Raw genomic sequence first — 12,853 nt, 5'->3', positions numbered from 1 at the left:
TCCTTACTTTAAATGTTTGCGGATGATTTTCTTTAAATCGACCTGTTTGATTGGTTTGGCGGCATAACCGTTGAAACCACTTTGTTTTACCCGTTGTTCGTCTTCGGCAAAGGCAAAAGCTGTAACGGCAATAATCGGAATGAGTTTATCTTCTTCGCGGATAATCGTGGTTGCTTCATATCCGTTCATTTCGGGCATTTTGAGGTCCATCAAGATTAGGTCCGGATGGTGCTGGCGGTAAAGCTCCACAGCCTCTTTCCCGTTACGCGCATGTATCAAGTTGTAGTCTTTGAGAATGGCGTGTATCAGGATGTAATTGCTTTCATTGTCTTCGGCAATCAGTAAGGTCGCTTTTCTTTCGATGGAGGATATTTCCACAGTTTCCTTCTTTTCCGGTTGTAGTTTTATATCCTGGATAATCGAGTCCGGCAAGGTAAACCAGAAAGTCGAACCTTTCCCTAGTTCCGACTCAACACCGATTTCTCCGTTCAACTTCTTTACAATCATCTGACAGATGGAAAGTCCGAGACCGGTTCCTTGGGCAAAATTGTTTAATTTTACAAAGCGATTGAAAATCGTATCTATCTTGTCCGGTTCGATGCCACAACCCGTATCGCTGACATAAAAGTAAAGTAAGTCCCCTTCGTGCCGGTAGCCGAAGCGGATGCTCCCTTTTTCTGTGAACTTGATAGCATTGTTGATGAAATTCGTAATTACTTGCGATATACGGTTCTTGTCGGTCTGGATTACGCAGTACGGGAGCTTGTCGACGAATTCCACTTGTACGCCTGCTGCTGCTTTCAGCCTGGATGATTGTTCGATATCGGAGAGCAGTTGGTTTATGTCAATGTCCGAATCGATAAACTCTAACGTGCCGGCTTCTATTTTGGCTACATCCAGAATATCATTGATGAGCTGTAGGAGCAGTTCGTTGTTGCTGTTTATTATATTGATATATTCCTCCCGTTCTTCCGCGTTCTCGGCAGACGTCAGCAGACCGGAGAAGCCGACGATTGCGTTTAACGGAGTACGGATTTCGTGGCTCATATTGGCAAGGAAAGCAGACTTCAGACGGTCGGACTCTTCTGCTTTTTCTTTTGCTTTCCGAAGTTCTATTTCTCCTTCCTTCTGTTTGGTTACATCTTCTTTTTTGAAGATGACGCCTAATATCTCACCATCCGAGTCCAGGACAGGATTGGCCAGTACATGTATAAATTGTCCGACTCCGCATTCTTTTACCGCTTCAATCTTCTTTCTGCTTTCCATGGCTTCTATCAATATGCAACCTTCACAGAAAGGAGGTTCACCGTCTTTTTCCAGACAACAATGTTTCGGACCGTATTTGGGTGTACAAGGAATCTTGATGTCATTTTCCCATTTGATGGAGAAGTCCGGGTTAATGAATCGGATGGAAGCCTGAATATTGTTCATGATAAGTACATTATCCTTTTGCAAATCCAGCAATTTGTTTTTCAGTTTACTGGTGCGAACAAAGAAGACAAGTATCATAATCAGGAACAGCAGTAGTACGATTGCAATGATAAGTAATATCTCGAACTTATATTGTACGAAGATACCCAGTTCTTTATTGACTATAACGGAATGAAGCGGAAGAACATCGGTTGAGATGTTTTGCTCTTTAAGCTTTTTGGCATCGAATGTGTAGACATTGGGGATAACTGTTGCATGTAACCCTTTTTTATCTGGTTTTTGTGTACTCAGAATTTCAATTGCCTGTTGAGCCAAATCTTTACCGATAGGGCGATATTTGGGGATACATCCTCCGATGGCCCAGTGTCCCAGTCCGATAGAAGTCAGTGAGAAGGCCGGTATTGTAGGATTAGCCAGCATCATGGTATAAGTGGCATTCCCTACATAGTAACCGTCGTTTACATCCACACGCCAAGTTCCCAAAGCGATTACACTCTGAGGGGGAAGTTGTTTGATTTGTTCGATAATATTATAAATATCGTTCTTTCGGCCATCCAGCGTGATAAGGTCAATATCATCTATCTTTTCAATCTCTTTTTTTACAAAAGCTTGAAGGGAAATGCCGCCATAGCTGTTGTCTGTGATTAGAGCAATATGCCGGGTGTTAGGGTATAACTTCTTTATTAATTCAACGTTACTTTTTATATCGTACGAATAGATTAAGCCTCCCAAATAACGGTTCTCACTATTGAATTGGTTAATATCAACGCTTTCCGGATTCCAGTCGGAAGTAGAAAGACTGCTATCCGGCAATAATACGGCATTGCGGCTTACCATGCCACAAAGTACCGGAGTATCTCCGATTATTTCATCATCCTGAGAAAGGTAGGAAGACCATCCTTCCTGACCGAGGATGACAATCAGTTGCGGTTTGTTTTCTCCGGTATATTTTTTCAGGAGATTATACATGCGCATTTTCCAATATGGAGCCTCAGGAAGACTTTTACAGTTCATGTTTTCGATAACGACAGGGGCGTTTCCTCCCAACCGCTTGTATTCGTCCATGAACTCTGATATATTTTGTGTTGTATTACGGGTATCCGGATTATAAGAACTGATGATGAGGATAGGGTTGTTCTCATTCGCATAAATAGCAGGTGCAAGTAAGAAACTTGCAATTATAAAGATGAGTTTCAGAGAGTACCCTATATGATTCAAGGATGAATTATTCATTCAGTAAACTATTACTATTTAGTCCGGAAAGTTCCCTTTCTCAATTATTGTTTGCAAAAATAGGAAATATTTGATAAAATACTGTGATAAACAGCAACAAAAGAATAGCTTGAAAATTAAGTTCTTTTTTACGCCTTAGATTTCAACGGTGACCCCGATACTGGGGAGAAGAGTTCCTGTTTGGCGGCGGATGGCTTTCAGTTCGTAACGTTGTTGTCCGGCTGGGGATTCCGGATTTAGTATCTTACCTGTTTTGATATAGACGTCCTGCTGGTTGTATTTGGAGTTCAGTACGTTTTGAAGGTCGAGGTAGAAGCCTAGCATTATCTTTTTCAAGTAAAATGTTTTGTCCACGCGGATATCCAGTTGAGTGAATGGTTTCAAGCGTTTGCTGTTGAATTGGCTATAATCGTAATATAGGCTGCCACTGGCATCCCAAGCTTCGACAAGGCTGCTTTTCTCTATGTCATACGGCGTATAGGGAGCACCACCTACAATACGTAGTTTGGAACCGACATCCCAGTTTCTCGGAAGGGAATAAGTTCCGCTGAAAGTGAATAGATGACGATTATCCCAAGCGGAAGGGATATATTTACCACTATTTCTGCCGTCTTTGAATTCACTGCGAACAAAGGTGTAAGAGGCGATGAAAGTCAACCCTTTATAGTTGTACCAACGGCCCATCACTTCCATTCCATAGGCACGCCCTTTGGCGGTGGAATTGACTTCTTCGTTGCCTAGTACGCCGTAATCCGTCCCTTTCGAGGCCAGCGGGATGCTGTCTATGAGCGACATAGGATAATGATTGTACTGTTTATAGAAACCTTCTGCTGTGAATTTCAGATAGTTGGAAGGACGGTATTCCAGTCCCAGTCCGGCCTGGTTACTGCAGATATAGCTAAGTTCGTTGGTTTTATTCACAAAGTAGCCATTTTCATCCTTGAAACCGAGTGTCGTATAAGGCGGAAGTTCGTAAAAACGTCCGGCATTGGCATTCAGATAAACGGGGCCGAAAAGCCGGTAGGAAAGTGATAGGCGCGGTGATAGCTGCTTTATTAGGTTATTCATTTCTGAAGAATAGTTGTTGGCATCGGCCCGGAAGCCCAACGAAGCGGTAAACTGTTCATCATGACTTTCGTAAATAGCGGTTGCATATAATCCCCACTTCCAAAGTCCCAAGTCGGTTCGATAATTGATTTCGTTAGGAATTGTTGTAAACTCTTTCTGAAAAGTGCGGTTCTTATAGGTCGCGTATTCTGCGTTTGCACCTGCATTGAGTTGTACAAAAGGTAGGCGGAATGTGTTTTCGGTGCGGAACTTATTCTCTATTTCGTCTGAGCGGTAGTTCAGTGTCAGGTTGTCGGGGCTGCTTTCGTCGTTATCACGATATTTGATGTTTTTGTTGTTCAGTTGGCTGCGACTGACAATCAGCGAGTATATGTTCCTGCCCGCATAATGTTTGTAGACGGCTCCCAGTGTGTACGTCTTTTGTTTGACAACGGGAAGGTAAGAAAGGATATATTGGTTCTCTTCGCTCATATCCTCCATCCCTGTGTTCAGCTTCATGTTGTCGATAGCTCCTAATCCTAAGAAGGTTAACTCATTCTTTTGGTTGAAATGATGCTTTATTTTAAACTGGGCGTCCGTAAAAGTCGGTAGGAATGGCAACCCAATCATATCGAACAGGAATTGCAAGTACGAACGGCGGAGGGATACCTGCCAAGTCGTTTTCTTTCCTAGCGGACCGTTTGCCGAGAAACCAACATCGGATGCTCCGAGAATACCCCGGAATGAAGCTTTCTCCTTATTTCCGTCCTGAAGTTTAAAATCCAGTACCGAACTGAGCGCATTTCCCCTGGCAGCCGGGAAAGCAGCTGAATAGAAATTCACTTCGCGGATAAAGTCCGGATTAATAATCCCGACTGGTCCTCCTGATGCTCCTTGCGTAGAAAAATGGTTGATGTTCGGTATCTCCACCCCATCCAGGAAGAAACGGTTTTCGGATGGTCCTCCACCTCTGACCATCAGGTCGTTACGGAAAGCAGCTGTCGATGCTACCCCGGGAAAGGTTTGTACCACCCGGGAAATATCTCGGTTGCCTCCCGCACTCTTTTCTATTTCTTTAAAGCCGATTACGCGCAAGCCGAGCGGACTCTCTGCCGTCTTGCGGAAAGGTGAAGCTACAATGGTGACGGCTTGTAAACTTTCGCTACTTTCTTCCATTTCTATCGGGAAAAAGACGTCTTTGTTGGCTACGCGGAATTCAGCCGTCACTACCGGCTTATAGCCTAGATAGGAGGCTTGCAGGCGATAACTGCCGGGAGCTACGGATGGTATTTCGAAATATCCGGCCGAGTCGGTCACACTTCCTTTTGCCGTGTTCCAGATTGCCACATTGGCAATGTTGATGGGTTCACCGCTTGCCGCATCTTTTACTATTCCTTTAATCGAATAGCTCTGTTGCGTTTTTGCTGTCTGTACGGCAACGAACGAAAGGAGGAAAAGGAAAAGTACTTTGTACATATTCGGCCTGTATTAATAATCCGTTTACAAAGATATGAATTTATATGGCTCTTTTGTTGATTTGTAAGGCAAGATTGTCCGTTTCACAGTTGTTAGACAAATCTTCCCTATCTTTGTCGGCTGAAGGAAGAAAATAGAGGAAGATGAACGAAAATAGGATTAACCGGGAATTGCAACTGACGGCAGATGGCAGTCATACTTTGTTCCTGCCAGATATGGACGAACATTATCATTCGGTGAACGGTGCGGTACAGGAATCGCGTCATGTGTTTATAGAAGCGGGGTTACATCATTTGGAGCGGGAAAAGGTAAAGGTGCTGGAAATCGGTTTCGGTACGGGACTGAATGCATTCCTGACTCTGTTGGATGCTGAGGCGGCCGGACGGGAAATTTACTATTATACGGTGGAACGTTATCCATTGGATGCCGGATTGACGGAAGCTTTGAACTATGGAGAGCTGGTCTGTGCGGAGAAAAAGTCCTGTTTTCATGCGCTTCATCTGGCAGAATGGGGAAAGCCGGTCAGGGTTTCAACGCATTTCGTCTTGCATAAATTACAGGGCGACAGTAACAAGATGGAATTGCCCGCTGAGATTGATTTAGCCTATTTCGATGCTTTTGCACCGGACAAGCAGCCGGAAATGTGGAATCAGGAGATATTCGATAAGCTGTATGCCTGCATGACAACCGGAGGCATTCTGACTACCTATTGCGCTAAAGGGGCAGTCAGGCGTATGATGAAAGAGGCCGGATATGCTGTTGAAAGAATACCCGGCCCTCCTGGAAAACGCGAAATGTTACGCGCTGTCAAATTATAAAAGAGCTTCTATTTTAGAAACAAATGTCGGTTTGGGAGCAGCTCCTACCTGTTTGTCTACAACCTTGCCATCCTTGAAGAAAAGAACGGTTGGTATGTTGCGGATACCGAATTGGGCTACTACATCGTTGTTGTTGTCGACATCCATCTTTCCGATTGTCACACGGCCATCGTATTCTGTAGCCAGTTCGTCGATGATGGGAGATACCATGCGGCACGGACCGCACCATTCTGCCCAGAAATCAAGCACCATAGGTTTGCCGGAGTTTACCAACTCCTCAAAATTCTCATCAGTAATTTGTAAAGCCATAATTGTATATATTTTTAGTTAGTTATCAGTTGGCGCTGCCAAAAGTAATAATTCTTTCCGCACTGTACAATATCAACTGTTAATTTTAAAGTCGATATATTCATTTTCCTGCAGGAACTCAACCAAGTTACGGGTTACGTTCAGCCGGATGTTTTGCGAGAAAAAGTTTTGCGAGATATTATGTTCGCTATCCACTACCCTAAAATATAACAGGCTTTGTCCGGGATTGTTTTTTATCAGAACTGAAAGTTCGTTGATAGTCGGTTCGTCCAAGTCATGAATTGGAACGGTGATACTGATTTTCTCTATCAATCGGTCTTTCTCATCTTGCAGGAGACGGATGGAACCGATTTTGAAATCCAGCTCGTTCTCGTTCCAGCGGCGCGGTTCCACGCGGGCGTTAATAAGCAAATACATTCCGGTTTTACAGTATTTGCTATACTCGATATAATCGTTGCCGAAAAGAGCTATTTCGCCACTGCCTGTAAAATCTTCTATCTTGACGATGCCATACGGTTTACCGTTTTTGGTAGTTCCTTCCCGGAATGCAGTAACGATACCACCCAGCAACAACTCACGTCCTTTCAGGCTGTCGCGGTCGTTTATCTCAGCCATACCGGTATTGCATACATACGTCAATATAATGCGATAATCGTCCAACGGATGAGCGGAGAGGTAAATACCGACAAGATCTTTTTCCTTATTTAGCCTTTCCAGGTCGCCCCAACGTTCGCATTGCGGAATTTCAGGTTTGGCGATAGGGACGAAAGCGTCGCCTCCGAACAGGGAGTTGGTCGCCGTACTCTTGTCCGTTTGGAATTTATTCCCGTAACGAACGAGCGTTTCAAGGAAAATTTCGCCTTTCCCCGTTTCGGCAAAGAACTGTTCGCGTTGGATGCCGAAGTTATCGAAAGCACCGGCCAAAGCCAGCGATTCGATGTTTTTCTTATTGCAGGCAGTCAGGTTGACGCGTTCCACGAAATCGAAGATATTGCTGTACGGTCCGTTCTTTTTTCTTTCTTCGATAATGTTTTGTACGGCCGCTTCGCCTACTCCTTTGATAGCACCCAGACCGAAGCGGATGTTCTTGTTCTTATCGACACTGAACTTCAGGATGGATTCGTTTACATCCGGGCCGAGTACTTGGATACCCATTGTCCGGCATTCATCCATAAACTTGGTGATATCCACAATGTTGGACAAACTTCGGCTCAATACGGCCGCCATGTATTCGGACGGGTAATTGGCTTTCAGGTAAGCAGTCTGGTAAGCAACCCATGAGTAACAGGTGGCATGACTTTTATTGAACGCGTAGGAAGCGAACTTTTCCCAGTCGGACCATATCTTATTTAATGTATCTTCTTTGTAACCATTCGCCTGGCCACCTGCCATAAACTTGGATTTCAGATGGTTCATCTTTTCAATCAGTTTCTTACCCATTGCTTTACGAAGGGCATCACTCTCACCACGGGTAAAATTAGCCAACAGGCGGGACAGAAGCATGACCTGTTCCTGATAAACCGTAATACCGTATGTGTCTTTCAAGTAACGTTCCATTACAGGAATATCATATTTAATCTCTTCCCTGCCATGTTTACGGGCGATGAAGGAAGGGATATAATCCATTGGCCCCGGACGATACAGGGCATTCATGGCAATCAGGTCTTCAAACTTGGAAGGTTGTAGCTCCTTCAAATATTTCTGCATGCCGGCGGACTCGAACTGGAATGTTCCGGTTGTTTTACCTTCACAATATAATTTATATGTAGGAGGATCTTCCAGGCTGATATGGTCGATATCCAAATCCTGTCCGGTGGTCAGTTTGATGTTCTCAATTGCTTCTTTAATGATTGATAACGTCTTCAACCCCAGGAAGTCCATCTTGATAAGTCCCGTTTCCTCGATGACGGAACCTTCATATTGGGTGACCAGCATTTCTTCTCCGGTATCTTTGTCCTTGGCCGTGCTGACGGGAACAACGTCCGATATGTCATATCGTCCGATGATAACGCCACAAGCGTGTACGCCGGTATTACGAACATTCCCTTCCAGCATTTGGGCGTATTTCAGGGTATCGCGTGCCAGCGGGTCGTTGCCGGTAGCGGCTTCTTTCAGTTCGGGCACATAATTGATAGCATCGCCTAGCTTGAATTTCTTCATATCCGGAATCTTATCCGGCACTAACTTGGCAAGTCGGTTTGACTCGGATAACGGGAGTTTCTGTACACGGGCTACATCCTTGATGGCGGATTTGGTGGCCATTGTACCGTAGGTAATGATATGTGCCACGCGTTCCGCTCCATATTTCTCCGTAACCCAGCGAAGCACTTCGCCACGTCCGTCATCATCGAAGTCGGTATCGATATCGGGGAGGGAAATACGGTCCGGGTTGAGGAAACGTTCGAACAGGAGGTCGTACTTAATCGGGTCTATTTTTGTAATACCGAGGCAGTAAGCAACAGCCGAACCTGCTGCCGAACCACGTCCGGGACCAACCGAAACACCAAGCTCTTCGCGGGCAGCACGGATGAAATCCTGCACAATAAGGAAGTATCCCGGGAAACCCATTGTTTTCATGATGTGCAGTTCGAAATTCAACCGTTCCGTCACTTCGTCGTTTAGGTTTTCGCCGTAACATATCTTGGCTCCGTCATAGGTCAGTTTTTTCAGGTAGTCGGCTTCCAGCTTGATACGGTATAATTTATCGTATCCGCCGAGTTTCTTTATTTTAGAATGTGCTTCTTCTTCGCTGAGTACGATATTCCCGTTTTCATCGCGGGTAAATTCTTCAAACAAATCTTGTTCGGTATATTTCTGCCGGTACGACTCTTCGGTACCGAACTCTTCCGGAATGGCGAAAGTCGGCATGATGGGGCCGTGGTCGATAGAATAAAATTCTACTTTGCCGGCTATCTCCGTTGTGTTGCTGAGTGCTTCGGGAATGTCGGCGAAAATGGCATTCATTTCTGCCGTAGTCTTCATCCATTCCTGCTTGGTATAACGCATACGGGTCGGGTCGTCCAAATCTTTTCCTGTACTGAGGCAAATCAAACGGTCGTGGGCTTCGGCATCTTCCTCATTGACGAAGTGTACATCGTTGGAGGCAATCAGCTTGATATTATGTTTATGAGCCAGTTCAATCAGGACTTTGTTTACTTCCTGTTGCTTAGGATAAGTAGTGTTGTCGGCATTGGGGTCATGTGTTTCATGCCGTTGCATTTCCAGATAGTAGTCTTCGCCGAACAATTTTTTGAACCAAAGGATGCTTTCTTCCGCTTTGTCTATCCGTCCGTGCATGATGTGCTGTGGAATTTCCCCACCGAGGCAGGCAGAACAGACAATCAGGTCTTCGTGATATTTTTCCAGCAATTCCTTGTCGATACGGGGACGGCCGTAAAAACCTTCGGTCCATGAAATGGATACCATTTTAATCAGGTTTTTGTATCCGTTCAGGTTTTTAGCCAGTACAATAAGATGCCAGCCACTGCGGTCTTCCTTCGTGTTTTTGTTTGCCCGTCCGTTGCGTGCACAATAACATTCGCATCCGAAAATAGGTTTGAATAGCTGTTTTTTCTCTTCTTCTATTTTGCCGGGTAGTTCCTGAAGCTGCGTCTGCTCTTCGGGAGTTAGTTCCGTTTTACCTTGCAGCCCTTTCAACTCTTTCTCGTATGCTTTGATTGTATCCAGCGGTTTGCTGTTTTTCTTCGATACTTTATTGAAGAATTCTTTGATGCCGAACATATTTCCATGGTCAGTCACGGCAATGGCATTCATCCCGTCTTTCTGTGCTTTCCCTATCAGGGCATCGATAGAGGCCTGTCCGTCCAGCAGAGAATACTGGGTATGTACGTGTAAATGTATAAACGGTTCCATCTCGTATATGAATATCTATATTTTAATTTGGGTCTATAAAGATACGGCTTATTTTGCAAAATTATTCTATCGTATATGATTATGCAAGTGAAAAAGTGTATCTTTGCTCATAAAATCAGAAGGTAACAGATATGAGAAAAATAGGATTGATAATGCTTTTAGCTATGTTGATGATGCCTGTTATCGCCCAGGTAACTTTTGGTGTACGAGCTGGAGGAGCCTATTCATCGATGATACAAAATGTCGAAAACAGTTATCGTGCCGGTGCCCGTTTTGGTTTTAGTGTGGCCGGCCTTGCTGATATACATTTATATAAAGGACTGTCGTTGCGTCCGGAAGTGGCTTTTGTCAACCAGGGTGGTTCGTTTCTTTCGAACTACGAGGTGGAGGGAGCGCGCAATTCTTATAATAAATGTAACTATTATTCTATCCAAGTTCCGGTCAATCTGGCTTATACCTTTTTAATAGACGATGTTCGTCTGGGAGTCTTCGCCGGGCCGGCCCTTGATTTTTCCCTCTTCGGTAAGATGAGGACGAGAAATCAAGATGTAGACATCCATTTCGGCCAAACGGAAGAAACCGACCTGAAATCTTTCGACTTGGGTGTAAATGTCGGCCTGATGGTCGAATATAAAAACTGCTTTTTCTCCGTCGGTGCTTTGTGCGGGACACTCAATCGGCTTTCTGTAAAGCAGGAAGGCGAATCTTCTCTATATCAGAATAATGTAACGATGTCGTTAGGTTATCTCTTCCGGTAAACTTTTTTTATTTAAAGAACAGGCAATATAGGAAAAAAAGACTTACGTCTTTTGTCGGAAAACCGTAAGTCTTTCAAGAAAGATCGTTACATCTTATAATAAAAAGTTTATAATCTTTTCTTGTCGGTCTGTAAGATAAAAGATATAACCCTGAGCGTGATAAATAGGGGTAAGAAGCTGAAAAATAGGGGGAGATAACTATTTTGTATCATTTGCTAATTCGTTTTTCAAACCTCTTCAGCCCTTTATCTCCAGTCGTAATTTGTTGTATATGAAAGCGTAAGCTCCGAATGAGCTTGAAGGGTTCGAAAAGATGATGAAGAGTTTGCGTAAATCTATCGTTTCGGGGGGGTATCCCTATCAATTTGATTTATTGCCACATTTACCACTTAAAGATGAAAGCCATACCTATTATTCGGCAACTATATCTGTTTTATTTTTGCAATGTAAACTTAAAAACAACATTTGAAAGCCGTAGTCCTGATAGGACTTGCGTTATCAAGAGTTGAGTAACAGAAAGTTAGACCCTATTTTAGATAGGAATGTTTAAGAATACGAGGTAGGTAAGCGTTGAATTTTGAAATAAAAAAAACCATAGTCCTATCAGAACTATGGTTAAAATAAGGACTGAAATAGAAACATAAAAATAAATAATATGAGGCTAAAAAATATTGCGTTAAGTATAGGGCTTCTCATAGCCATGCTTTCTTGTTCAATGAGTGAAGAGATTGCGATGAATGCCGGAGAAGGAGGCAAAGATACATATAAAGATGTATATGCTGCAGTTTTAGTTGACATTTCTGCTAAAGAAAATTTGGGTACAAAAGCGGGTAGCACAACAGGACCGGAAGCCGATTCGGATTATAGTAAAATGAATTCCGAGGAAATGGCTGTAAATGAGTGCTTTGCCTTTGTAGCTAATGGGGATGAAATTATCGGAAGCCGACATTATTCCAAGTCTGATATCATATCTTTAGGAAATGGAAAATATGGGATAAATGAACAGAAACATATCTTGGTGAAGGTAAAAAAAGGACAAGAACCGGATTTGACGGTTTTTGTGGTTGGTATGAATTCTGATGAAGGTCAGTATTTTGAAACAAATATATTTTCGAAAGCAACCTCTCTGAAGGCATTGAAACAGCGTGTTATAGGAGGTGACGGTGTAGGTAATCCTATCACTGATTTCATTAAAGTAGGCGAAAATACAATAAAACCTTATTCTCAAGATACCGAGAATGGGTATCAAACTTCCGATAAAACAAAAGCATTCGAATGTAATGATGGAAACATTAAATGTGGAAAGGCTGAAATCGAGTTAGGGCTTCGGGCGGCAGCCATAGAGTTGATGTCTTTTAAGGTGGTAACGGCAACTGGTAAAGTTGTTGCCGACTTGATTACAACCCGTGATGAAAAGGATAATAACGGCAATTTGAAATCCATTACAACTAATAATGGGGGAGATATTTCTGCATCGGGTGTTAGAGCAATCGTAAAGGATATTATTATGGACTCCCGGGTAGAAAACTCGGTATTACATCCGACAGATGGACTGTTGGAATTGCCTGAAAATAACAAGGTTTACACGACTACTTCTTTTCTGGATGAGGCAGGAAGCAATAATGACCTGCATCCTTTGGATTATCGCTTTTATACCTATCAGAATTCGAATGTGGGCGAAAGCAAGAAGACGAAAGTAACAATCAGATATGAAGTGGAAGGTATACCTGGTGAATGTTCTTTTTATATCAAAACGGGCGATACGAACGAAGTACTGGCCGGACATCTTTACCAATTGCATGTGACGATTAAGAATGCGGTTGCGACAATTCAAATCACAACAAAAGATTGGCTGCATAACAAAATAGAACAAGGTATGCAGGAAGTAAAATACGAATAATATTGAAA

At 43.4% G+C, this 12,853-nt stretch carries 7 protein-coding genes; 3 read left to right on the top strand and 4 right to left on the bottom strand.

The window, feature by feature from the left end:
* Positions 1–3: 3 nt before the first annotated feature.
* Together DW103_RS13420 and DW103_RS13415 are read right to left on the bottom strand one after the other, a co-directional pair.
* On the bottom strand, positions 4–2,664 hold the full coding sequence (locus tag DW103_RS13420; RefSeq protein ID WP_122276986.1) for an ATP-binding protein: 2,661 nt from the start codon (positions 2,662–2,664) through the stop codon (positions 4–6).
* A 135-nt stretch (positions 2,665–2,799) separates the two neighbouring features.
* On the bottom strand, positions 2,800–5,187 hold the full coding sequence (locus DW103_RS13415; protein WP_122276984.1) for a TonB-dependent receptor: 2,388 nt from the start codon (positions 5,185–5,187) through the stop codon (positions 2,800–2,802).
* A gap of 143 nt (positions 5,188–5,330) precedes the next feature.
* Here DW103_RS13415 and mnmD point away from each other — a divergent pair, with 143 nt between their 5' ends.
* Positions 5,331–6,005, top strand: coding sequence for a tRNA (5-methylaminomethyl-2-thiouridine)(34)-methyltransferase MnmD (gene mnmD, locus DW103_RS13410; RefSeq protein ID WP_122276982.1), 675 nt, complete (start codon positions 5,331–5,333; stop codon positions 6,003–6,005).
* Here the strand turns inward: mnmD and trxA are convergent.
* Together trxA and dnaE are read right to left on the bottom strand one after the other, a co-directional pair.
* Positions 6,000–6,314, bottom strand: coding sequence for a thioredoxin (gene trxA / locus DW103_RS13405; RefSeq protein ID WP_122276980.1), 315 nt, complete (start codon positions 6,312–6,314; stop codon positions 6,000–6,002). The two genes, mnmD and trxA, sit on opposite strands and share 6 nt — an antisense overlap.
* Positions 6,315–6,386: 72 nt before the next feature.
* The gene (gene dnaE / locus DW103_RS13400) at positions 6,387–10,187 is read right to left on the bottom strand and encodes a DNA polymerase III subunit alpha (protein ID WP_122276978.1); all 3,801 of its coding nucleotides are present in this window, start codon (positions 10,185–10,187) and stop codon (positions 6,387–6,389) included.
* Positions 10,188–10,318: 131 nt separating this feature from the next.
* Between dnaE and DW103_RS13395 the strand changes: the two genes are divergently transcribed.
* On the top strand, positions 10,319–10,945 hold the full coding sequence (locus DW103_RS13395; protein ID WP_122276976.1) for a porin family protein: 627 nt from the start codon (positions 10,319–10,321) through the stop codon (positions 10,943–10,945).
* A gap of 655 nt (positions 10,946–11,600) precedes the next feature.
* Positions 11,601–12,845, top strand: a complete 1,245-nt coding sequence (locus tag DW103_RS13390) for a hypothetical protein (RefSeq protein ID WP_147381217.1) — start codon at positions 11,601–11,603, stop codon at positions 12,843–12,845.
* Positions 12,846–12,853: the final 8 nt, after the last annotated feature.

The organism is Parabacteroides sp. AM08-6 (assembly GCF_003473295.1).
Taxonomy (GTDB): Bacteria; Bacteroidota; Bacteroidia; order Bacteroidales; family Tannerellaceae; genus Parabacteroides.
This window is presented reverse-complemented; position numbering and strand designations above follow the sequence as displayed.

Coding starts and splice junctions, on each gene's coding strand:
- mnmD (WP_122276982.1), top strand. CDS start 5,331: ATGAACGAAAATAGGATTAACCGGGAATTGCAACTGACGGCAGATGGC.
- DW103_RS13420 (WP_122276986.1), bottom strand. CDS start 2,664: ATGAATAATTCATCCTTGAATCATATAGGGTACTCTCTGAAACTCATC.
- DW103_RS13395 (WP_122276976.1), top strand. CDS start 10,319: ATGAGAAAAATAGGATTGATAATGCTTTTAGCTATGTTGATGATGCCT.
- DW103_RS13415 (WP_122276984.1), bottom strand. CDS start 5,187: ATGTACAAAGTACTTTTCCTTTTCCTCCTTTCGTTCGTTGCCGTACAG.
- trxA (WP_122276980.1), bottom strand. CDS start 6,314: ATGGCTTTACAAATTACTGATGAGAATTTTGAGGAGTTGGTAAACTCC.
- DW103_RS13390 (WP_147381217.1), top strand. CDS start 11,601: ATGAGGCTAAAAAATATTGCGTTAAGTATAGGGCTTCTCATAGCCATG.
- dnaE (WP_122276978.1), bottom strand. CDS start 10,187: ATGGAACCGTTTATACATTTACACGTACATACCCAGTATTCTCTGCTG.